We start from the raw sequence: 20,713 nt of genomic DNA, 5'->3' as shown, positions 1-20,713 counted from the left end.
CCAGGAGCTTACTCAAGTAAGTGACTGGGGTGCAGCGCCAGCAGCCAACAACGCTGCAGTTTGAAAGATGAAGGGTACGGGCCCGTTGTCACGATTCAAAGGTATTGAACTATGAGCAACCCAACCCCCTGGTGGCAGAACGGCGTCATCTACCAAATTTATCCGAAGAGTTTTCAGGACAGCACCGGCAACGGCTACGGCGATTTGGCCGGCGTGACGCGGCGGCTGGACTATCTGCAGGAGCTGGGCGTCGACGCCATCTGGCTGACGCCGGTCTACGTGTCGCCACAGGTGGACAATGGCTATGACGTGGCGGACTACTGCGCCATCGATCCGGCTTACGGCACGATGGCGGACTTCGAGCTGCTGGTCGCCGCCGCCCACCAGCGCGGCATTCGCATCGTGATGGACATGGTGTTCAACCACACCTCGACCGAGCACCCGTGGTTCAAGGCCGCGCAGGATCGCCACAGCCCGTATCGTCAGTTCTACGTCTGGCGCGACGGCGAAGGCGATACGCCGCCGAACAACTGGCGCTCCAAGTTCGGCGGCAACGCCTGGCAGTGGCACGCCGACAGCGGCCAGTACTACCTGCACCTGTTCGCCGCCGAGCAGGCGGATCTCAACTGGGAGCACCCGCCGGTGCGCGAAGAGTTGAAGAAAGTGTGCCAGTTCTGGGCGGACAAAGGCGTCGATGGCCTGCGCCTCGACGTGATCAACCTGGTGTCCAAGCAGCAGGACTTCCCGTCTGACAGCCAGGGCGACGGCCGCCGCTTCTACACCGACGGCCCGCGCATCCACGAGTTCCTGCAGGAGATGAGCCGCGACGTGTTCCAGCCGCGCGGCCTGATGACGGTGGGCGAGATGTCCTCCACCACGCTCGAGCATTGCCAGCAATACGCTGCGCAGAGCGGTGAAGAGCTGTCGATGACTTTCAACTTCCACCATCTGAAGGTGGACTACGCGGGCGGCGAAAAATGGACGCGGGCGGCGCCGGATTACGTGGAGCTGAAGCAGATCTTCCGCCACTGGCAGCAAGGGATGCATAACCGCGCCTGGAACGCGCTGTTCTGGTGCAACCACGATCAGCCGCGCATCGTGTCACGCTTCGGCGATGAAGGCACACTGCGAGTGCCGGCCGCCAAAATGCTGGCGATGGTGCTGCACGGCATGCAGGGCACGCCTTATATCTATCAGGGCGAAGAACTCGGCATGACCAACCCCGGCTTCCGCGCCATCGAGCAGTATCGCGACGTGGAAAGCTTGAACATGTACGCCGAACTGCGCGCCCAGGGCCGCAGCGACGCCGAGCTGCTGGCGATCCTGGCCGACAAATCGCGCGACAACGGCCGCACGCCGATGCAGTGGAGCGCCGCGCCGCACGCCGGTTTCACCACCGGCACGCCGTGGATCGGCTGCGCTGAGAACTACCCGCAGATCAACGCCGAAGCGGCGCTGGCCGACCTCGACTCGGTGTTTTACGCCTACCGCCAGCTGATCACCCTGCGCAAGCAATACCCGCTGCTGACCCACGGCGACTATCAGGATCTGGCACCGGAACACCCGGCGCTGTGGTGCTATCAGCGCAGCTGGAACGGCCAGCGCCTGCTGGTAGCGGCCAACCTGAGCCGCGAGCCGCAGGACTGGACGGCGGCGGGCGTGGAGCCTTCCGCCCAGTGGCGCCCGCTGATGAGCAACTACAGCGACTCGGCAGACCAGCCGCAGGCGCTGACGCTACGGCCGTTCGAAGCGGTGTGGTGGCTGCTCGAAGACTAACCCCGCAGGGCGCGGCGAGCGCTGCGCCCTACCATTTCCCCAGCAGTGCCACCACCCCGGCGGCCTCTCGCGCCAGGCGTTCATCACTCATGTCGAATACGCCCTGCACCAGATGCGGCGGCAGATAATCCATGCCGGTCAGGTTGGCCATGGCGTGGAACGGCAGCAGCAGATCCTGCACCGGATAACGGTTGTACCCTTCCGCCGTATAAGCCTGCGCGTCGCCGCCGGTGCTCACCACCAGCTGCAGCGGCTTGCCGTGCAGTTGGGTGCCTTCGCTGCCGTAGGCGAAACCGTAGGTTAATACCGCATCCTGCCATTCGCTGAGGATCGCCGGCGAGCTGTACCAGAAAAACGGGAACAGCATCACCACCGCATCATGGCTCTGCAGCAGCGCCTGTTCGCGCGCCACGTCGATGCGGTAATCCGGGTACGCGCGAATCAGTTCGTGAACGGTCACGTTGGGCAGCGGGCGTACGGCCTCGATCAGCGCCTTATTAATGCGCGACTCGTCGGGGGTGCGGTGGGCGGTTAACACTAAAATGCGCGACATAACGATTCCTCGGTCATAAGAAGATGAGGGCATTTTTCCATTTCCGCCGCTTCGGGTGTAGGCTGTTAAAGGTCACTTCAATTTCAACCAAAAGTATCAACCACTATGTCGCTGCCCTTTGACGTGCACCGCCTGCTGCCGGCCTTCCTCGCCGCCGCGCAGGCGCAAAATTTCTCCGCCGCTGCTCGCCAGCTGGGCGTCACGCCAGCGGCGGTCAGCAAAAACATCCGCACGCTGGAAGAGAAGCTGGCGCTGCGGCTGTTTCAGCGCAACACCCACAACGTGCTGCTGACCGACGAGGGTAAGGCGCTGCTGGCGCAGGTGGCGCCGCTGTGGCAGGCGCTGGCGGCCACGCTGGAGAGCGCCGGCGGCGAACGGCAGGCGCCGGCCGGGGTGGTGCGCGTCAGCATGATCCCCGGCTTCGGCCGCCAGATGCTGATGCCGTTGATCCCGCAATTTCTGGCGCGCTATCCGCAGATCGATCTCGATCTGTCGCTGGACGCCCGGGTGGTGAACCTGGTGGGCGAAGGCTTCGACGTCGGCATCGGCAGCCGGGTCGATCCCGACAGCCGGCTGGTGGCCCGCCCGCTCTACCCGATGCATATGGTGCTGGCGGCCTCGCCCGACTATCTGGCGCGGCGCGGTGAGCCGCAAACGCCGCACGATCTGCTGCGCCACGACTGCCTGCTGCACCGTAACCCGGGCAACGGCCGCCACGTCAAATGGCAGCTGCGCCATCAGGGCGAAACGCTGGCGCTGGATCTGAACGGCCGGCTGGTGGTCAGCCGGCCGGAGATGTTGCTGGATGCGGCGCTGGCCGGGCTGGGCATCGTCAACCTGGCGCGCTGGTACGTCGAGAAACACTTCGAGCAGGGCACGCTGCGGCCGGTGCTGGCGGAATGCTGGCCGCGCCCGGTGCAGCTGTGGCTCTATTACGCCTCAGCGGATCTGCCGCCGCGGGTGCGCGTCTGGGTCGATTTTCTGCTGGAACATTTTCGCGATCGGCCGGCGGGCGATTGACGACTGTTCAGCTTGCACACGCTCTTCCGTTTTCCTTGTTCTACATCAAAAGAATCGCACCAATATCTATATATAGTGCATTAAGAATTGCAAACACCTATATATAGTAGTTATCCACAAAATCATCCACACGTCGCCACAGCCCTTGCGCGCTGCGGCTTTGCCCTGTGGATAAGCGAAATTTGACGGTTGCTCGCCGCGTCAGGCGGGTATGAACGCTCCCTCGGGGAACAAGGAGTACAACGTGAAACCAGTAGTGATTAAGCGGGACGGTTGCCAGGTACCTTTTGACGAAGCGCGCATTGCGCAGGCCATCGAGCGCGCCGCGCTGGCGGTGGGCGTGGTCGACGCCGACTACTGCGCCACCGTCGCCCGCGTGGTCGCTCAGCGCATGGAGCAGCAGCCGCGCGTCGATATCCACGAGATCCAGCAGGCAGTGGAAAACCAGCTGATGGCCGGTGAATACAAACAGCTGGCGCGCGCCTATATCGAATACCGCCACGATCGCGACGTGGCGCGCGAGCTGCGCGGCCGCCTGAATCAGGAAATTCGCGGCCTGGTCGAGCAAAGCAACCGCGCGCTGCTGAACGAAAACGCCAACAAGGACAGCAAGGTGATCCCCACCCAGCGCGACCTGCTGGCGGGCATCGTCGCCAAACACTACGCCAAGCAGCACATCCTGCCGCGCGACGTGGTGCTGGCCCATGAACGCGGCGAAATTCACTACCACGATCTCGACTACTCGCCGTTCTTCCCGATGTTCAACTGCATGCTAATCGATCTGAAAGGCATGCTGACCAACGGCTTCAAGATGGGCAACGCCGAGATCGAGCCGCCGAAGTCGATCTCCACCGCCACCGCCGTGACCGCGCAGATCATCGCTCAGGTCGCCAGCCATATCTATGGCGGCACCACCATCAACCGCATCGATGAAATTCTGGCGCCGTTCGTCGACGAGAGCTTCCGCAAACACCTGCAGGTGGCGGAAGAGTGGCAGATCCCGGACGCCAAAGGCTATGCCATGGCGCGCACCGAGAAAGAGTGTTACGACGCCTTCCAGTCGCTGGAGTACGAGGTCAACACCCTGCACACCGCCAACGGCCAGACGCCGTTCGTCACCTTCGGCTTCGGCCTCGGCACCAGCTGGGAGTCGCGCCTGATCCAGCGCTCGATCCTGAAAAACCGCATCGCCGGGCTGGGCAAAAACCGCAAGACTGCCGTGTTCCCCAAACTGGTGTTCGCCATCCGCGACGGCCTCAACCACCAGTACGGCGACCCGAACTACGACATCAAGCAGCTGGCACTGGAGTGCGCCAGCAAGCGCATGTACCCGGACATCCTCAACTACGATCAAGTGGTGAAGGTCACCGGCTCGTTCAAAACGCCGATGGGCTGCCGCAGCTTCCTCGGCACCTACGAGCAGGACGGCGAGCTGGTGCACGACGGCCGCAACAACATCGGCGTCATCAGCCTCAACCTGCCGCGCATCGCGCTGGAAGCGATGGGCGATGAGTCGCGCTTCTGGGCGCTGCTGGATCAGCGCCTGCAGCTGGCGAAAAAGGCGCTGATGACGCGCATCGCCCGGCTGGAAGGCATCAAGGCGCGGGTGGCGCCAATCTTGTACATGGAAGGCGCCTGCGGCGTGCGGCTCAAGGCCGACGACAATATCGCCGATATCTTCAAGCACGGCCGCGCCTCGATTTCGCTGGGCTACATCGGCCTGCACGAGACCATCAACGCGCTGTTCGGCGGCAAAAACCACGTGTATGACGACGAAGCGCTGCGCGCCAAAGCGGTGGCGATCGTCGCGCGGCTGCGTGCCGCCGTCGACGCCTGGAAAGACGAGACCGGCTACGGCTTCAGCCTCTACAGCACGCCGAGCGAGAACCTGTGCGATCGCTTCTGCCGGCTGGACACCGCCGATTTCGGCGTGGTGCCGGGCGTCACCGACAAGGGCTATTACACCAACAGCTTCCACCTCGACGTGGAGAAGAAGGTCAATCCCTACGACAAGCTGGACTTCGAAGCGCCCTACCCGCCGTTGGCCAGCGGCGGCTTCATCTGCTACGGCGAATACCCGAACCTGCAGCACAACCTGAAGGCGCTGGAAGACGTATGGGACTACAGCTACACCCGGGTGCCTTACTACGGCACCAACACGCCGATCGACGAGTGCTACGAATGCGGCTTCACCGGTGAATTCTCCTGCACCAGCAAAGGCTTCACCTGCCCGAAATGCGGCAACCACGACTCGGCCAAGGTCTCGGTCACCCGCCGGGTGTGCGGCTATCTCGGCAGCCCCGATGCCCGGCCGTTCAACGCCGGCAAGCAGGAAGAGGTGAAACGCCGGGTGAAACACCTCGGTAATGGGCAGCTCGGCTGAAAAACGCCGTGCAACCTAGGCAGAAGCCTGTTCATCAGGCGTGATTGTCGCCGCCGGTTTGCCTTCGGCCAGCGCGCACCAACCGCAGCGTACACGCAGTACGTGAGGATTGGGAGCCCTGCCCGGAGGCAAACTGGCCAGTAAAATAGCCTGATGGGCAGGCCTCACATGAATTATCACCAGTACTATCCGATCGACGTGGTCAACGGCCCCGGCACCCGCTGCACGCTGTTTGTCGCCGGCTGCGTGCACCAGTGCCCCGGTTGCTACAACAAAAGCACCTGGCGGCTCAACTCCGGCCAGCCGTTTACCCCGGCGCTGGAAGACCGCATCATCGCCGATCTGAACGATACGCGCGTGCCGCGCCAGGGGCTGTCGCTCTCCGGCGGCGATCCGCTGCATCCGGCCAACGTGCCGAGCATCTTAACGCTGGTGAAACGGGTGCACGCCGAGTGCCCCGGCAAGGATATCTGGCTGTGGACCGGCTACCGGCTGGCGGAGCTGGACGCACAGCAAATGCAGATAGTGGACAGAATCAACGTGCTGATCGACGGCAAGTTCGTGCAGGATTTGAAAGACCCGGCGCTGATCTGGCGCGGCAGCAGCAACCAGGTGGTGCATAGGTTGCGCTGACAACGCTAGTTTGGAAATTTCTCGCGCTGGTGGGCAATCGAGAAAACCTTAATAACATCATCGACGATGATATACACCAGCAACAGGGAGGCCTTGTCAACTAGCAGCTTACGTGCCTTCCCATACCAAGGCTTACCTAATTCAGGATGATCCAGCAGGCGCTTTACCGCTTTATCTATCTCGTTATCAGCCTGCACTGCCGCCTGTGGATTGAAAATATAAAGAAACTCAAAAATACGTTCCCTGTCCCGTAGCGCTGCATTATCCCATTCGATACGCATAACGATCCCTATTTTCGGTCGTATTTCGCTCTAATTTTTGCCTTAAAGGCATCCATGCTTTCTTCTACTTCTTGTTGGCTAAGGTAGACAGCATTACCCTCATGCAGACGGGAAAAAGCTGCATCCACCTTATCTTTCAACCAATTTTCGTGCTCCTCTGCGGCCCGTTGCTCATCAGCCATTTGCTCCGCCAAGCGGCGGCAGGCTTCACTCAATGTCGTTCCTTTAGCTTCCGCGGCCTTTTGCGCCAAACGCTTGGTTTCATCTTCGATGCGAAACTGGATGCGACTTTCCATCTTTGCTCCTCCTGCAATCGCACGATGGCGACACTAAATCTTGAACAGAAACGTTAGCACATTTGTGACAACGATATCGAGGTAAACGGTCGTTTTTCGAACATTTTACACCAACCCCATCCCCACCACGCCGGTCAGCACGCCGCACAGCGCCACCAGCGCCGCCGTCAGGCACAACGCCCGGGCGGAGAAGGCCTTGTTGAGCATCAGCAGCGAAGGCAGGCTGACCGCCGGCAAGGTCATCAGCAGCGCCAGCGCCGGGCCGGCGCCCATGCCCGCCAGCATCATGGTCTGCACGATCGGGATTTCCGCCGCGGTGGGGATAACAAACAGGCAGCCGACGATCGCCAGGCCGATGATCCACAGCAGGCTATTGTCGACGGCGCCGTCGGCGTGCGGGAACAGCCAGACCCGCGCCGCGCCTAGCGCCAGCACAGCCAGCACGTAGATCGGGATGGTCGACCAAAACAGCGCCCACAGCGCTTTGCCCCAGCGGGCGAGGAACGGCTGCTCGTCGCTCTGCGTCGTCAGCACCAACGGCTGCGGCGCGACGGGCTGCGGATCGTTGGCGGTCACGCGCTGCACCAGCCAGGCGATGCCCAGCACCATCACCACGCCCGCCACCAGGCGGATGGCGGCGAACGGCCAACCGAGCACAAACCCCATGAACACCAGCGTCGCCGGGTTCAGTACCGGGTTGGCGAGCCAAAAGGCCAGCGCGGCGCCGCTGGACACCGACTGGCGGCGCATGCCGGCGGCAACCGGCGCGGCGCAGCAGGTGCACATCATGCCCGGCAGCGCGATCAGCGCCCCCAGCACGGTGCCGGAAAAACGCCGGTGGCCAAGCGTGCGCGCCAGCCAGTCGCGCGGGATCAGCACCTGCACCAGCGAACCTAACAACACCCCGAGCAGCGCCGCCTTCCACACCGCGGTGAAGTAGACCAGCGCGTACTGCCAGGCCGCCAGCCAGGGGCTCGCGGCGCCGTCGGCCAGGATCGATTTGCCGATCGAGTGGCTGTCCGCCGCTACGAACGCCTTGCCGTAGTAAGGCTGCCATTTGACGTAGTAGAGGCCGACGGCCACCACCAGCAGAAACAGGATCGGTTTCCACAGCGGCCAGGCGCGTGGGGCGTGTTCAGGGGCGTTCAGAGGTTGCGGCATGGTAGCGGCCAGAGTGAGTCAACAGTGGCGCCAGCATAGCGCGCCGCCGCCGCCCGTGCACGCCCGGGCTGTCCAAAATAGTTCATCTGTTCGCCACCGACGCGTAACGCGATTGTCATCTGCGCCCGGCACCATGATGCCAACTTGAAAACCACAGGGTAGACGCCCGATGAAACGCATTGCTTTCGCCTTCATCGCACAGCCATCGGCATGACGAGGTTTTTATTATGATGGAGTTATCTAGACATCCGACCACTTACCCCACCCGCTATCAGCAGATCGCCGCACAGCTGGAACAGGAGCTGCGCACGCAGTACCGCTGCGGCGACTACCTGCCTTCGGAACAGCAGCTGGCCGAGCGCTATCAGGTCAATCGCCACACCCTGCGCCGCGCGGTGGATCAGCTGGTGGAGCGCGGCTGGCTGCAGCGCCGCCACGGCGTCGGCATTCTGGTGCTGATGCGGCCTTATGACTACCCGCTGCACGCCAACACCCGCTTCAGCCAGAACCTGTTCGAGCAGGGCAGCCACCCCACCAGTGAGCGCTTACTCGCTGTCTTGCGCCCGTGCAATGGGCATGTCGCCAGCGCGCTCTCGCGTGAAGAAGGCGAAATGGTGATCCACCTGCGCACCCTGCGCCGGGTCAACGGCGTGCCGATGAGCGTGATCGACCACTATCTGCCCGATCTGGAGTGGTGGCCGGTGCTGCAGCAGTTCCACAGCGGTTCGCTGCACCAGTTTATCGAACAGCACCTCCGGCAGCCGCTGGCCCGCCGCCAGACGCGCATCAGCGCGCGCCGCGCGCAGGCCAAAGAGAGCCGGCTGCTGGAGATCGCCACCCACGCGCCGCTGCTGTGCGTGCGCACCCTTAACGTCCGCAGCGGCGGCGAAGACGTGGCGGAATACTCCGTCAGCCTGGCCCGCGCCGACATGATTGAACTGACGATGGAGCACTGAATGCACGCCTTAGAGTCGAGACAACGCTGGATGTCGGTGCTGGCGCACAGCCGGCCCGAGCAGCTGCGCAGCCACTGGCTGGCGCTGAACCTCAGCCCGGGTTACCGCAGCATCCGCGCGCCGGAGATCGGCCTGGCCCAGCTGCAGGGGCGCATGGGCGCCACCGGCCGCCGCTTCGTGCTGGGGGACATGACGGTCACCCGCGCGGTGGTGCAGCTGGACAACGGCGGCTACGGCTACAGCTATATCGCCGGGCGCGACAAGGCGCACGCCGAGCTGTGCGCGCTGGCCGATGCGCTGCTGCAACAGCCGGAACACGGCGAACGCCTGCAACAACAGCTGATCGCGCCGCTGGCCGCGCTGCAGCACGAACAGCGCCAGCTGCGCGCCCGGGCGATCGCCGCCAGCCGGGTGGACTTCTTTACGCTGGTGCGAGGGGATTAAGCCATGAGTTTATTGACCGGTTTTGAGCAACCGATAGACCAATCGCAGCACGCTTTCCGTTTGATTCTTAAAGCCTTGAGCGAACCGGGCCACCGGGTGACGCTGCCGGCCGGCCCGGCCTGGGCGCCGCTGAACGCCGCCAGCACCGCCGCGCTGCTGACGCTGGCCGATCAGGAAACGCCGCTGCAGCTGTGCGCTGCGCTTAAAAGTGAGCAAGTGCTAACAAACATTCGTTTTCACAGCGGCGCGCCGCTGGCCGCCACGGCGCAGGAGGTCTGCTTTGCCCTGTTCGATGAGCACGTTCAGGCCGCCGATCTGCAGGCGTTGCCGCACGGCACTGAAATCTCGCCGGAATGCGGCGCCACGGTCATCGTGCAGCTCGCCGAGCTGGAGAACGGCGCCGCGCTGCGCCTGACCGGCCCCGGCATCGAGAGCCAACGCCTGATAGCGCCGCGCCTGCCGCCGGCGCTGCTGGATTATCTCGTCAACCGCCCGCAGCACTTCCCGCTGGGGCTGGATGTCTTGCTGACCTGCGGCGATCGCCTGCTGGCGATCCCGCGGACCACCCGCGTGGAGGTGTGCTGATGTACGTAGCGGTAAAAGGGGGCGAAAAAGCCATTGAGGCCGCCCACCAGCTGCAGGAACAGCTGCGGCGCGGCGACGAGGCGCTGCCGGCGCTCGGCGCGGAACAAATCGAACAGCAGCTGGGGCTGGCGGTGGATCGGGTGATGACCGAAGGCGGCATCTACGATCGCGAGCTGGCGGCGCTGGCCATCAAACAGGCCAGCGGCGATCTGGTGGAGGCGATTTTCCTGCTGCGCGCCTATCGCACCACCCTGCCGCGCCTGGCGGTCAGCGAGCCGCTGGCCAGCGAAAACATGCGGCTGGAGCGGCGCATCTCGGCGGTTTACAAGGACTTGCCCGGCGGGCAGGTGCTGGGGCCGACCTACGACTACACCCACCGGCTGCTGGACTTCGCGCTGCTGGCGGAAGGTGAAGCGCCGCGCGCGCCGCAGGCCGACGAACCGCTGCCGGACAACTGCAGCCACGTGTTCGATCTGTTGTGTCGCCAGCAGCTGGCGCGCGAGGAACAGGACGACGGCAGCGCGCCGGACGACATCACCCGCAACCCGCCGGTTTACCCCTGCTCGCGCTCGGCGCGCCTGCAGCAGCTGGTGCGCGGCGACGAAGGTTTTCTGCTGGCGCTCGGCTACGCTACCCAGCGCGGCTACGGCCGCAACCACCCGTTCGCCGGCGAGATCCGCACCGGCCACGTTTCGGTGGAGATCGTGCCGGAAGAGCTCGGTTTCGCTATCGATATCGGCGAAATCCTGCTGACCGAATGCGAAATGGTCAACGGCTTCGTCGATCCAAAAGATCATCCGCCGCACTTCACCCGCGGTTACGGGCTGGTGTTCGGCCGCGCCGAACGCAAGGCGATGGCGATGGCGCTGGTGGACCGCGCATTGCAAAGCCCAGACTACGGCGAAGGCGTCGCCGGCCCGGCGCAGGACGAAGAGTTCGTGCTGGCCCACGCCGACAACGTCGAGGCCGCCGGCTTCGTCTCCCATCTCAAGCTGCCGCACTACGTCGACTTCCAGGCCGAACTGGAGCTGCTCAAGCGGCTGCGGCAGGAATACAGCGAGCGTCAGGAGGCCCGCGATGAGTGAAGTATTAACCGGTTATAACCTCGGTTATCTGGACGAGCAGACCAAGCGCATGATCCGCCGCGCCATCCTCAAGGCGGTGGCGATCCCCGGCTATCAGGTGCCGTTCGGCGGCCGCGAGATGCCGATGCCCTACGGCTGGGGCACCGGCGGCATTCAGCTCACCGCCAGCGTCATCGGCCGCGCCGACGTGCTGAAGGTGATCGACCAGGGCGCCGACGACACCACCAACGCGGTGTCGATCCGCCGCTTCTTCCAGCGCGTCGCCGGGGTGGAAACCACTGAACGCACGCCGGAGGCCACGCTGATCCAGACCCGTCACCGCATTCCGGAAACCGCGCTGCGCGAAGATCAGATCCTGATCTATCAGGTGCCGATCCCGGAGCCGCTGCGCTTTATCGAACCGCGCGAAACCGAGACCCGCAAAATGCACGCGCTGGAGGAGTACGGCGTGATGCAGGTGAAGCTGTACGAAGACATCGCGCGCTACGGCCATATCGCCACCACCTACGCCTACCCGGTGAAGGTCAACGATCGCTACGTGATGGATCCGTCGCCGATCCCGAAATTCGACAACCCAAAAATGCACATGATGCCGGCGCTGCAGCTGTTCGGCGCCGGGCGCGAGAAACGCATCTATGCCCTGCCGCCGTTCACCAAGGTGGAGAGCCTGGACTTCGACGACCATCCGTTCAGCGTGCAGCAGTGGGACGAACCCTGCGCGCTGTGCGGCTCGCGCCACAGCTATCTCGACGAGGTGGTGCTCGACGATCGGGGCAACCGCATGTTCGTCTGTTCGGACACCGACTACTGCCGGCAGCAGCTGGCGCAATCTTCGCAAGAGGCGCAGCACTGATGACTTCCCCCCTTTTGAGCACCACCCCGCTGCTGTCGGTGAACCGGCTCACCCACCTGTACGCCCCCGGCAAGGGCTTCAGCGACGTGTCGTTCGACATCTACCCCGGTGAAGTGCTGGGCATCGTCGGCGAATCCGGCTCCGGCAAAACCACGCTGCTGAAGTCGATCTCGGCGCGGCTGGCGCCGCAGCATGGGCAGATCCTTTACCGCCCGCAGGCGGGCCAGGAACACGATCTATACGCCATGGCGGAGAGCGATCGCCGCCGCCTGCTGCGCACCGACTGGGGCGTGGTGCATCAGCACCCGCTCGACGGGCTGCGGCCGCAGGTCTCCGCCGGCGGCAACATCGGCGAGCGGCTGATGGCCATCGGCCAGCGCCACTATGGCGACATTCGCCGCCAGGCCGGCCAGTGGCTGGAAGACGTCGAAATCCCGCTGTCGCGCCTCGACGATCTGCCGACCACCTTCTCCGGCGGCATGCAGCAGCGGCTGCAGATCGCCCGCAATCTGGTCACCCACCCCAGGCTGGTGTTTATGGATGAGCCGACCGGCGGGCTGGACGTATCGGTGCAGGCGCGCCTGCTCGATCTGCTGCGTAATCTGGTGGTAGAGATGCAGCTGGCGGCGGTGATCGTCACTCACGATCTCGGCGTGGCGCGGCTGCTGGCCCACCGCCTGCTGGTGATGAAACAGGGCGAAGTGGTGGAGAGCGGCCTGACCGACCGGGTGCTGGACGATCCGCACCATCCTTACACCCAGCTGCTGGTTTCTTCGGTGCTGTCGTAACCCAAGGCGATAACAGATGACTATGCAAATCCGAGTTGAACATCTCAGTAAAACCTTTGTGCTGCATCAGCAGTACGGCACCCGCCTGCCGGTGCTGCACGACGCCAACCTGACGGTCCACGGCGGCGAATGCGTGGTGCTGCACGGCCACTCCGGCAGCGGCAAATCCACCCTGCTGCGCTCGCTGTACGCCAACTACCTGCCGGACAGCGGCCATATCTGGATCAACCACCAGGGCGACTGGCTGGACATGGTCAGCGCCGACGCGCGCCAGATTCTGGCGGTACGCCGCCATACGCTGGGCTGGGTCAGCCAGTTCCTGCGGGTGATCCCGCGCATCAGCGCGCTGGAGGTGGTGATGCAGCCGCTGCTGGAACAGGGGGTCGAGCGCGCCGAGTGCCGCGAACGCGCCGAAGCGCTGCTCGCTGCGCTCAACGTGCCGCCGCGCCTGTGGCCGCTGGCGCCGTCCACCTTCTCCGGCGGCGAACAGCAACGGGTGAACATCGCGCGCGGCTTTATCGTCGACTACCCCATTCTGTTGCTGGACGAACCGACCGCCTCGCTCGACAGCCGCAACAGCGCGGCGGTGGTGCAGCTTATCGAACGCGCCAAGGCGCGCGGCGCGGCGATCGTCGGCATTTTTCACGATGAAGGCGTCCGCCGACAGGTCGCCGACCGGCTTTATGACATGCAGGCGCCACAGGCGCTGGAGGCCCTCTGATGATCGTCAATAACGTTAAGCTGGTGCTGGATGACCAGGTGGTGCAAGGCTCGCTGGAGATGCAGGATGGCGTGATCCGCAGCTTCGCCGACGGCCCGAGCCGGCTGCCGCAGGCGCTGGACGGCGACGGCGGCTGGCTGCTGCCGGGGCTGATCGAGCTGCATACCGACAACCTGGACAAGTTTTTCACCCCGCGCCCGAACGTCGACTGGCCGGCCCATTCGGCGATGAGCAGCCACGATGCGCTGATGGTGGCCAACGGCATCACCACGGTGCTGGACGCAGTGGCGATCGGCGACGTGCGCGACGGCGGCCACCGGCTGGAAAACCTGCAGAAGATGATCGATGCGGTGATCCACAGCCAGCGCGCCGGGGTGAACCGCGCCGAGCATCGGCTGCACCTGCGCTGCGAGCTGCCGCACGAGAGCACGCTGCCGCTGTTCGAACAGCTGATGGACAAGCCGGGCGTGTCGCTGGTGTCGCTGATGGACCATTCGCCGGGCCAGCGCCAGTTCGCCTCGCGCGAAAAGTATCGCGAATATTATCAGGGCAAATACCACCTCAACGACCAGCAGATGAGCGAGTACGAGGAGCAGCAGGTCGCCCTGTCCGCCCGCTGGGCCGCGCCGAACCGCGAGGCGATCGCCGCCCACTGCCGCGCGCGCCGCATCTCGCTGGCCAGCCATGACGACGCCACCGCCGCGCACGTGGCCGAATCCTGCGCGCTGGGCAGCGCCATCGCCGAGTTCCCCACCACCGAGGCGGCCGCCCGCGCCTCGCACCAGCAGGGCCTGCAGGTGCTGATGGGCGCGCCGAACATCGTGCGCGGCGGCTCCCACTCCGGCAACGTGGCGGCGCACCACCTGGCGGCGCTGGGGGTGCTGGATATTCTCTCTTCCGATTATTACCCGGCCAGCCTGCTGGACGCGGCGTTTCGCCTCGCGGCGGACGAGCGCAACGCCTACGATCTGCCCCAGGCGGTGCGCATGATCACCCGCAACCCGGCGCGGGCGCTGGATCTGCAGGATCGCGGCACCATCGCCGAAGGATTGCGGGCGGATCTGGTGCTGGCACGGCCGCACGGCGAGCACGTTTATGTGCAGAACGTGTGGCGCCAGGGCAGGCAGGTGTTCTGATGGCGCGGCTCATCTATCTGATGGGGCCTTCCGGCGCAGGCAAGGACAGCCTGCTGGCCGCGCTGCGGGCCGACGCCGACCGCGCGCCGCTGGTGGCGCACCGCTACATCACCCGGCCGGCGGACGCCGGCTGCGAGAATCACATCGCGCTGAGCGAACCCGAATTTCTGCGCCGCCGCGCCAAAGGGCTGTTTGCGCTCGACTGGCAGGCCCACCAGCAGCGCTACGCGTTCGGGATCGAAGTGGATCTTTGGCTGCTGCAGGGGATCGACGTGGCGGTCAACGGTTCGCGCGCCCACCTGCCGCAGGCGCAGCAGCGCTATGGTGCGCAGCTGCTGCCGGTGTGCCTGCAGGTCAGCGCCGCGATCCTGCGCCGGCGCCTGCAGGATCGCGGGCGGGAAAGCGCCGAACAGATCGAGCAGCGGCTGGCGCGGGCGGCGGAATATCAGCAGAGCCTGCCCGCCGGCTGCCGGGTGCTGCACAACGACGGCCCACTCGACGACACCCTGGCGGCGCTGCTGGCGCTGCTGCCGACCTCTACCCGACAAACTCAGGACGCGACGCCATGAACGACTTCGCCCAGCCGAAAATCGGCGACAACGTGACCCTTAACCGCACCCGGCTCGGCCAGTATGTGCACCTGGCCGACGATGCGATCCTGGAAGAGGTGGAGATGGGGGACTACTCCTACACCGCCGGGCACAACCAGATCTTTTACGCCACTATCGGCAAGTTCGTCTCCATCGCCTCCTATGCGCGCATCAATCCCGGCAACCACCCGACCTACCAGCGCATCGCGCAGCACCACTTCACCTACCGCGCTTCCGAATACGGGCTGGGGGAAGATGACGCGGCGTTCTTCGACTGGCGGCGCGAGCACCACGTCACCGTCGGCCACGACGTGTGGATCGGCCATAACGCCATCCTGATGCCGGGCGTCAGCGTCGGCAACGGCGCGGTGATCGGCAGCGCGGCGGTGGTCACCAAAGACGTGGAGCCCTACAGCATCGTCGCCGGCGTGGCGGCCAAAAAGATCGGCATGCGCTTTGACGATGCGCTGATAGAGCGTATCGAACGCAGCCAGTGGTGGCACTGGGATCACGCCACGCTGCAGGCGCGGCTGGCGGATTTTCGCGACATCAACCGCTTTGCCCAGAAGTACCTTTAACGGAGGGGAGCGATGCAACTGACCTTTCTCGGCACCGGCGGCGCGCAGCAGGTGCCGGTGTTCGGCTGCGACTGCCCGATCTGCCAACGGGCGCGGCGCGAGCCGGCATTTCGGCGGCGGGCGTGCAGCGCCATGCTCAACTATCAGGGGGAAACGACCTTATTGGATGCGGGATTGCCGGCTTTGGAGCGGCGATTTTCGGCGGGGCAAATTCAACGTTTTTTACTGACACATTACCACATGGATCACGTTCAGGGGTTATTTCCTTTGCGTTGGGGGTGCGGAAATTCCATTCCGGTGTATGGCCCGCCGGATGAACAGGGCTGCGACGATCTGTTCAAACACCCCGGCATTCTGGCGTTTCAGCCGCCGCTGGCGCCCTTCGCCACCGTCGAACTGGGCGGCATGCGCATCACCCCGCTGCCGCTGCAACACTCCAAACTGACCCACGGCTATCTGATCCAGGCGGCGGGCGCTGCGCTGGCCTACCTGACCGACACCGTCGGCCTGCCGCCGGCCACCGCTGACTATCTGCAGAACGTGGCGCTGGATCTGCTGGTGCTCGATTGCAGCCTGCCGCCTCAGCCGCAGGCGCCGCGCAACCACAACGATCTGACCCGCGCGCAGGAGACGCAGCGGTTGCTGCAGCCTAAACGCACGCTGCTGACGCACATCAGCCATCATCTCGATCGGTGGCTGCTGGACAATGAACTGCCCGCCGGGCTAGAGCTGGCGTTCGATCACCTCAGCGTCAGTCTCGGTAGCAGTGCAGCCGATCCGACTCCAGCACCCTGACCCCTTCGCCCGGCGTGAACGCCTGCTGCAGCAGCGTTTGCGCCACGTCTTTGGCGGCGACCGCGCGCCATTTGCCGGGCAGCAGCCTGAACAGCGGCAGCGTGAGGCGCTCCATCAGGCGCGGCGCCGGGCGCTCTCCCACCAGCATGGAAGGCCGCACCAGCGTCAGGCGCGGCCAGCGCTGTTCGCGCAGCGCCTGCTCCATTTCGCCTTTGGTGCGGTTATACAGGAAGGTAGAATCCGCATTGGCGCCCAACGCGCTCACCACCAGACAGTGCTGCGCCCCCAACCGGCGGCCGGTCAGCGCGCTCTCCACCACCAGTTGATAATCGACGTAGCGGAAGGCATCGGCGCTGCCCGCCGCCCGGCGGGTGGTGCCCAGGCAGCAGAACACCAGATCGACCGGTTGCTGCAGGCTACTCAGCAGCTCGAACAGCGCATCGCCGACCGGATTGGTCAGCTTGCCGTGCGGCGGCAGCGGCGTGCGCGTCGGCGCCACGATGGCCGTTACCTGCGGATCGCTTTGCAACCGCTGCAGCAACTCGCGCCCCACCAGCCCGGTTGCGCCGACTAACAGTGCTCGCGCCATGCGATCTCCCGTTGTAATGGCTATGTCGACTTAAAGTATAGACCGCGTCCAGTGCAGCTTCTTGCCGAAGCCGAGGGTGTTGTCGGTCATCTTCACCTCGTGCAGCTCCAGCCGCCATACCGAGGCCTTCATCGCCCTGGCGATCGGGAAACGCTTGCAGTAACGCGCGCGCGCCGCCTCGGCCTCTTCGCCGCTCAGCAGCGCCGCCTCGGCGCAGTACTGCACGCCGCGGATCAGCGCGATGCTTTTCGGCTTCGGCGCGATGGTGCCGACCACCCGGCCGTTGTTCAGCATCAGCCCGCCGTGGCGGGTGTGCGGTTCGGTCATCAGCCACAGCGCCATCGTCGCGGCGTCGAACACGTAAAAACAGTTGGCGCACCACATATCGAGGCCGTCGCCGGCGCACAGCGTCAAGACGTGTTGTTTACCGATAAAATCCGCAATCTGCTGCCGTTGTTCTGGGGTATTCAAGGTTACTCGCCTCCCTGTTCACTCACTTCATCTTACCCTGCGTTGTTGAGGCGAGTCACAAATAACGATAATCGCCAAAAAACAAAAGTGAATATAAAAACAAAGATAGTGAATTTTTATTTATTTTAGCATGAAGCAGGTTGATAACATAAATAACACAATACAGATTTATTTGATCGTTATGCAGCCAGTTATTTGACCGCTTTTTTTATTCCTTCCCGAGCGCCATTGAAATTAAGTGTTCAGGGCTCGCGAACATTAGCAATTCATTTACATGCCAACCTCTGCGCCTGGATGATACTTATGCAACACATTGCATAACCGGTGAATAGTTATTTATAAAAACCGGCATCTATGTGATTATCATCACAAATTTTAGTGCATCTTGCGCTAAAATAGCGCCATCTTTTCACTCAGCAAGGTGGATTAGAAAATGGAAAACAATAACCGAAAAATGGCGCACATCAGGCGTACAACCCATATTATGATGATGGCTCATCGCAGCTGCTTTAGCTTCGCATTCTTCAACTACAGATAACCCTCCCCCTCGCTCTTACGCCGTTGTTAAGAGTGTCTTTGCGTTTCACTTTATTCTCCGCACTCCGGTGATAATGTCTTTTTCTCGCTAAGCGGGAAGGACACGCAACACATTTTTAATTTCGGCCAAGCGCATCCAGGATAAATAAAACAGCGAACACAGTTAATGCCTTTCGGCATCACTGGGTTCTCGCACACCTTTATTTTCGTGAAGGCGTTAACGGCAAATGAAATTATTTGCCGGCGGAATGCCTTTGCCTGAAGAATGAGAAAAATGAAAAAATTAAAAATTGCCGCCAACACCCAAACCCTCGGCTGCTTTGAAACTGAACGCGACATCGTCGATGTGCATCACAGCGATTTCAATGACGTCGCCGCCATCGTGCTGTCGGTAGACGACGTCGCGCAAGGCATGGTGGCGCGCATCGAAGAACACGGCCTGAACATTCCGCTGTTCGTCGCCGTCTGCTGCGAAGAAGAGCTGGATAACGCCGTACTGCCGGCGCTGCACGGCGTGTTTGAACTGTGCGGCAAGAATACCCAGTTCTACGGCAAACAGCTGGAGGCCGCCGCCGCCAAATATGAGAGCGAGCTGCTGCCGCCGTTCTTCAACACGCTGACGCAGTATGTGGAAATGGGCAACGCCACCTTCGCCTGCCCCGGCCACCAGGGCGGCGAGTTCTTCCGCAAACACCCGGCGGGCCGCCAGTTCTTCGACTTCTACGGCGAAACGCTTTTCCGCTCCGACATGTGCAACGCCGACGTCAAACTGGGCGATCTGTTGATCCACGAAGGCGCGCCTTGCGCCGCGCAGCAGCACGCCGCCAAGGTGTTCAACGCCGACAAGACCTACTTCGTGCTCAACGGCACCTCGGCCTCGAACAAGGTGGCGACCAACGCCCTGCTGACGCGCGGCGACCTGGTGCTGTTCGACCGCAACAACCATAAATCCAACCACCACGGCGCGTTGATCCAGGCCGGCGCTACGCCGGTTTACCTGGAAACCGCCCGCAACCCGTTCGGCTTTATCGGCGGCATCGACGCGCACTGCTTCGACGAACGCTACCTGCGCCAACAGATCCGCGAAGTGGCGCCGGAACGCGCCAACGAAGCCCGCCCGTTCCGCCTGGCGATCATCCAGCTCGGCACCTACGACGGCACCATCTACAACGCCCGCCAGGTGGTCGACAAAATTGGCCACCTGTGCGACTACATCCTGTTCGACTCCGCCTGGGTGGGCTATGAGCAGTTCATTCCGATGATGAAAGACTGCTCGCCGCTGCTGCTGGAGCTGAACGAAAACGATCCCGGCATCATCGTCACCCAGTCGGTGCACAAACAGCAGGCCGGTTTCTCGCAGACCTCGCAGATCCACAAAAAAGACAAGCATATCAAGGGGCAGAGCCGCTACTGCAACCACAAGCGCTTCAACAACGCCTTTATGCTGCACGCCTCCACTAGCCCGTTCTACCCGCTGTTCGCCGCGCTGGACGTCAACGCCAAGATGCACGAGGGCAAGAGCGGCCAGCGCCTGTGGCAAGAATGTGTGCGCGTGGGCATCGAAGCGCGCAAAATGCTGCTGGATACCTGCACGATGATCAAACCGTTCGTGCCGGATCAGATCGACGGCAAGCCTTGGCAGGCCTATGACACCGCGGCGATGGCCAACGATCTGCGCTTCTTCAACTTCGTGCCCGGCGAAAAATGGCACGCTTTTGAGGGCTATGCCGAATCGCAGTACTTCGTCGATCCGTGCAAACTGCTGCTCACCACGCCGGGCATCGATACCGCGACCGGCAGCTACAGCGAGTTCGGCATCCCGGCGACCATTCTGGCCAACTACCTGCGTGAAAACGGCATCGTGCCGGAAAAATGCGATCTCAACTCGATCCTGTTCCTGCTGACGCCGGCGGAAGACATCGCCAAGATGCAGCACCTGGTGGCCCTGATCGCCCGCTTCGAGAAGCACATCGAGCAAAACTCATTGCTCAGCGAGGTGCTGCCTGCGGTCTATAAAAACCACCAGCAGCGCTACAAAAACTACACCATCCGCCAGCTGTGCCAGGAAATGCACGACCTTTACGTCAGCTATGACGTTAAAGAACTGCAAAAAGAGATGTTCCGCAAAAGCTATTTCCCACGCGTGGTGATGAACCCGCAGGACGCCAATACCGAGTTCGTGCGCGGCAATGTGGAATTGGTCTCGCTGGCCAAGGCCGAGGGCCGCATCGCCGCCGAAGGCGCCCTGCCTTACCCACCAGGCGTGCTGTGCGTGGTGCCCGGCGAAATTTGGGGCGGCGCCGCGCAGCGTTATTTCCTGGCACTGGAAGAAGGCATCAACTTATTGCCGGGATTCGCACCGGAATTGCAGGGCGTTTATATCCAGCAGGATGAGGACGGCTGGAACCGCGCTTACGGCTACGTCATGAAAAATTAATCACCTTACGGGGCGGCGATTATTCTCGCCGCCCGGATCGCATCC

Annotated in this window: 23 protein-coding genes; 17 read left to right on the top strand and 6 right to left on the bottom strand. The window is 63.1% G+C overall.

Annotated features, from left to right (window positions below; translation table 11 throughout):
• The first annotated feature begins 111 nt into the window (after positions 1-111).
• On the top strand, positions 112-1,776 hold the full coding sequence (gene treC, locus JL05_RS03310; protein ID WP_033631653.1) for an alpha,alpha-phosphotrehalase: 1,665 nt from the start codon (positions 112-114) through the stop codon (positions 1,774-1,776).
• 28 nt (positions 1,777-1,804) lie between these two features.
• Here treC and JL05_RS03305 read toward each other — a convergent pair whose 3' ends face one another.
• Positions 1,805-2,329: an NAD(P)H-dependent oxidoreductase gene (locus JL05_RS03305; protein ID WP_033631652.1), complete on the bottom strand. Its 525-nt coding sequence runs from the start codon at positions 2,327-2,329 to the stop codon at positions 1,805-1,807.
• 105 nt (positions 2,330-2,434) lie between these two features.
• On the opposite strand from JL05_RS03305, the gene JL05_RS03300 reads away from it, so the two are divergent.
• The 3 genes from JL05_RS03300 to nrdG all read left to right on the top strand — a co-directional run bounded on the left by JL05_RS03300 (position 2,435) and on the right by nrdG (position 6,365).
• Positions 2,435-3,349, top strand: a complete 915-nt coding sequence (locus JL05_RS03300) for a LysR family transcriptional regulator (RefSeq protein ID WP_033631651.1) — start codon at positions 2,435-2,437, stop codon at positions 3,347-3,349.
• Positions 3,350-3,593: 244 nt separating this feature from the next.
• Positions 3,594-5,732, top strand: a complete 2,139-nt coding sequence (nrdD, locus tag JL05_RS03295) for an anaerobic ribonucleoside-triphosphate reductase (RefSeq protein WP_033631650.1) — start codon at positions 3,594-3,596, stop codon at positions 5,730-5,732.
• A gap of 168 nt (positions 5,733-5,900) precedes the next feature.
• Positions 5,901-6,365, top strand: coding sequence for an anaerobic ribonucleoside-triphosphate reductase-activating protein (nrdG, locus tag JL05_RS03290; protein WP_033631649.1), 465 nt, complete (start codon positions 5,901-5,903; stop codon positions 6,363-6,365).
• Positions 6,366-6,370: 5 nt separating this feature from the next.
• Here the strand turns inward: nrdG and JL05_RS03285 are convergent, their stop codons facing one another.
• From JL05_RS03285 to JL05_RS03275, 3 genes are all read right to left on the bottom strand, one after another.
• The gene (locus tag JL05_RS03285) at positions 6,371-6,646 is read right to left on the bottom strand and encodes a type II toxin-antitoxin system RelE/ParE family toxin (protein ID WP_033631648.1); all 276 of its coding nucleotides are present in this window, start codon (positions 6,644-6,646) and stop codon (positions 6,371-6,373) included.
• Positions 6,647-6,654: 8 nt separating this feature from the next.
• Positions 6,655-6,942, bottom strand: a complete 288-nt coding sequence (locus tag JL05_RS03280; protein WP_013811307.1) for a type II toxin-antitoxin system RelB/DinJ family antitoxin — start codon at positions 6,940-6,942, stop codon at positions 6,655-6,657.
• Between the two features lie 105 nt (positions 6,943-7,047).
• Positions 7,048-8,103: a permease gene (locus JL05_RS03275; RefSeq protein WP_033631647.1), complete on the bottom strand. Its 1,056-nt coding sequence runs from the start codon at positions 8,101-8,103 to the stop codon at positions 7,048-7,050.
• A gap of 227 nt (positions 8,104-8,330) precedes the next feature.
• On the opposite strand from JL05_RS03275, the gene phnF reads away from it, so the two are divergent.
• From phnF to phnP, 11 genes are read left to right on the top strand one after another with little or no spacing between them, the layout of a single operon-like run.
• Entirely contained in the window at positions 8,331-9,059 is a 729-nt protein-coding gene (gene phnF / locus JL05_RS03270; protein ID WP_033633545.1) for a phosphonate metabolism transcriptional regulator PhnF, read from the top strand.
• Positions 9,060-9,503, top strand: a complete 444-nt coding sequence (phnG, locus tag JL05_RS03265; RefSeq protein WP_033631646.1) for a phosphonate C-P lyase system protein PhnG — start codon at positions 9,060-9,062, stop codon at positions 9,501-9,503. It abuts the gene before it with no gap.
• Positions 9,504-9,506: 3 nt separating this feature from the next.
• Positions 9,507-10,088, top strand: a complete 582-nt coding sequence (phnH, locus tag JL05_RS03260) for a phosphonate C-P lyase system protein PhnH (protein ID WP_033631645.1) — start codon at positions 9,507-9,509, stop codon at positions 10,086-10,088.
• Positions 10,088-11,173 carry a carbon-phosphorus lyase complex subunit gene (locus JL05_RS03255; protein ID WP_033631643.1) on the top strand — a complete coding sequence of 362 codons (1,086 nt, stop codon included), beginning with the start codon at positions 10,088-10,090 and terminating at the stop codon, positions 11,171-11,173. Before phnH ends, JL05_RS03255 begins: the two co-directional genes overlap by 1 nt.
• Positions 11,166-12,026 carry an alpha-D-ribose 1-methylphosphonate 5-phosphate C-P-lyase PhnJ gene (locus JL05_RS03250; RefSeq protein ID WP_004933420.1) on the top strand — a complete coding sequence of 287 codons (861 nt, stop codon included), beginning with the start codon at positions 11,166-11,168 and terminating at the stop codon, positions 12,024-12,026. The genes JL05_RS03255 and JL05_RS03250 overlap by 8 nt, the downstream gene beginning before the upstream one ends.
• Positions 12,026-12,814, top strand: coding sequence for a phosphonate C-P lyase system protein PhnK (gene phnK, locus JL05_RS03245; protein WP_033631641.1), 789 nt, complete (start codon positions 12,026-12,028; stop codon positions 12,812-12,814). The genes JL05_RS03250 and phnK overlap by 1 nt, the downstream gene beginning before the upstream one ends.
• 16 nt (positions 12,815-12,830) lie before the next feature.
• Positions 12,831-13,535, top strand: coding sequence for a phosphonate C-P lyase system protein PhnL (phnL, locus tag JL05_RS03240; RefSeq protein ID WP_033631640.1), 705 nt, complete (start codon positions 12,831-12,833; stop codon positions 13,533-13,535).
• Positions 13,535-14,671 carry an alpha-D-ribose 1-methylphosphonate 5-triphosphate diphosphatase gene (gene phnM, locus JL05_RS03235; RefSeq protein WP_004933428.1) on the top strand — a complete coding sequence of 379 codons (1,137 nt, stop codon included), beginning with the start codon at positions 13,535-13,537 and terminating at the stop codon, positions 14,669-14,671. The genes phnL and phnM overlap by 1 nt, the downstream gene beginning before the upstream one ends.
• On the top strand, positions 14,671-15,240 hold the full coding sequence (phnN, locus tag JL05_RS03230; RefSeq protein ID WP_033631639.1) for a ribose 1,5-bisphosphokinase: 570 nt from the start codon (positions 14,671-14,673) through the stop codon (positions 15,238-15,240). The genes phnM and phnN overlap by 1 nt, the downstream gene beginning before the upstream one ends.
• Positions 15,237-15,839 (top strand): DapH/DapD/GlmU-related protein, encoded by a 603-nt coding sequence (locus tag JL05_RS03225; RefSeq protein WP_015376431.1) that lies wholly within the window; start codon positions 15,237-15,239, stop codon positions 15,837-15,839. Before phnN ends, JL05_RS03225 begins: the two co-directional genes overlap by 4 nt.
• A gap of 12 nt (positions 15,840-15,851) precedes the next feature.
• Positions 15,852-16,634 (top strand): phosphonate metabolism protein PhnP, encoded by a 783-nt coding sequence (gene phnP / locus JL05_RS03220; RefSeq protein ID WP_033631638.1) that lies wholly within the window; start codon positions 15,852-15,854, stop codon positions 16,632-16,634.
• Here phnP and JL05_RS03215 read toward each other — a convergent pair.
• Together JL05_RS03215 and JL05_RS03210 are read right to left on the bottom strand one after the other, a co-directional pair.
• The gene (locus JL05_RS03215; protein WP_033631637.1) at positions 16,591-17,223 is read right to left on the bottom strand and encodes an NAD(P)H-binding protein; all 633 of its coding nucleotides are present in this window, start codon (positions 17,221-17,223) and stop codon (positions 16,591-16,593) included. The genes phnP and JL05_RS03215 overlap by 44 nt on opposite strands.
• Before the next feature lie 30 nt (positions 17,224-17,253).
• Entirely contained in the window at positions 17,254-17,694 is a 441-nt protein-coding gene (locus tag JL05_RS03210; protein WP_033631636.1) for a YhbP family protein, read from the bottom strand.
• A gap of 433 nt (positions 17,695-18,127) precedes the next feature.
• Here JL05_RS03210 and speFL point away from each other — a divergent pair, with 433 nt between their 5' ends.
• Both speFL and speF read left to right on the top strand, forming a co-directional pair.
• Positions 18,128-18,232 (top strand): leader peptide SpeFL, encoded by a 105-nt coding sequence (gene speFL / locus JL05_RS25150; protein WP_004933443.1) that lies wholly within the window; start codon positions 18,128-18,130, stop codon positions 18,230-18,232.
• 273 nt (positions 18,233-18,505) lie between these two features.
• Entirely contained in the window at positions 18,506-20,668 is a 2,163-nt protein-coding gene (gene speF / locus JL05_RS03205) for an ornithine decarboxylase SpeF (protein WP_015376427.1), read from the top strand.
• Positions 20,669-20,713 lie beyond the last annotated feature (45 nt).

The sequence above is a fragment of the Serratia nematodiphila DZ0503SBS1 genome, from assembly GCF_000738675.1.
GTDB classification, from domain to species: Bacteria; Pseudomonadota; Gammaproteobacteria; order Enterobacterales; family Enterobacteriaceae; genus Serratia; species Serratia nematodiphila.
This window is presented reverse-complemented; position numbering and strand designations above follow the sequence as displayed.

Bases quoted from the DNA above. Each gene is read 5' to 3' on its own strand.
- JL05_RS03250 (WP_004933420.1), top strand. From the start codon at position 11,166: ATGAGTGAAGTATTAACCGGTTATAACCTCGGTTATCTGGACGAGCAG.
- JL05_RS03280 (WP_013811307.1), bottom strand. From the start codon at position 6,942: ATGGAAAGTCGCATCCAGTTTCGCATCGAAGATGAAACCAAGCGTTTG.
- phnL (WP_033631640.1), top strand. From the start codon at position 12,831: ATGACTATGCAAATCCGAGTTGAACATCTCAGTAAAACCTTTGTGCTG.
- JL05_RS03285 (WP_033631648.1), bottom strand. From the start codon at position 6,646: ATGCGTATCGAATGGGATAATGCAGCGCTACGGGACAGGGAACGTATT.
- JL05_RS03215 (WP_033631637.1), bottom strand. From the start codon at position 17,223: ATGGCGCGAGCACTGTTAGTCGGCGCAACCGGGCTGGTGGGGCGCGAG.
- phnH (WP_033631645.1), top strand. From the start codon at position 9,507: ATGAGTTTATTGACCGGTTTTGAGCAACCGATAGACCAATCGCAGCAC.
- JL05_RS03225 (WP_015376431.1), top strand. From the start codon at position 15,237: ATGAACGACTTCGCCCAGCCGAAAATCGGCGACAACGTGACCCTTAAC.
- phnF (WP_033633545.1), top strand. From the start codon at position 8,331: ATGATGGAGTTATCTAGACATCCGACCACTTACCCCACCCGCTATCAG.
- phnN (WP_033631639.1), top strand. From the start codon at position 14,671: ATGGCGCGGCTCATCTATCTGATGGGGCCTTCCGGCGCAGGCAAGGAC.
- speF (WP_015376427.1), top strand. From the start codon at position 18,506: ATGAAAAAATTAAAAATTGCCGCCAACACCCAAACCCTCGGCTGCTTT.
- phnM (WP_004933428.1), top strand. From the start codon at position 13,535: ATGATCGTCAATAACGTTAAGCTGGTGCTGGATGACCAGGTGGTGCAA.
- JL05_RS03305 (WP_033631652.1), bottom strand. From the start codon at position 2,329: ATGTCGCGCATTTTAGTGTTAACCGCCCACCGCACCCCCGACGAGTCG.
- JL05_RS03275 (WP_033631647.1), bottom strand. From the start codon at position 8,103: ATGCCGCAACCTCTGAACGCCCCTGAACACGCCCCACGCGCCTGGCCG.
- treC (WP_033631653.1), top strand. From the start codon at position 112: ATGAGCAACCCAACCCCCTGGTGGCAGAACGGCGTCATCTACCAAATT.
- phnG (WP_033631646.1), top strand. From the start codon at position 9,060: ATGCACGCCTTAGAGTCGAGACAACGCTGGATGTCGGTGCTGGCGCAC.
- JL05_RS03255 (WP_033631643.1), top strand. From the start codon at position 10,088: ATGTACGTAGCGGTAAAAGGGGGCGAAAAAGCCATTGAGGCCGCCCAC.
- phnK (WP_033631641.1), top strand. From the start codon at position 12,026: ATGACTTCCCCCCTTTTGAGCACCACCCCGCTGCTGTCGGTGAACCGG.
- JL05_RS03300 (WP_033631651.1), top strand. From the start codon at position 2,435: ATGTCGCTGCCCTTTGACGTGCACCGCCTGCTGCCGGCCTTCCTCGCC.
- nrdG (WP_033631649.1), top strand. From the start codon at position 5,901: ATGAATTATCACCAGTACTATCCGATCGACGTGGTCAACGGCCCCGGC.
- phnP (WP_033631638.1), top strand. From the start codon at position 15,852: ATGCAACTGACCTTTCTCGGCACCGGCGGCGCGCAGCAGGTGCCGGTG.
- speFL (WP_004933443.1), top strand. From the start codon at position 18,128: ATGGAAAACAATAACCGAAAAATGGCGCACATCAGGCGTACAACCCAT.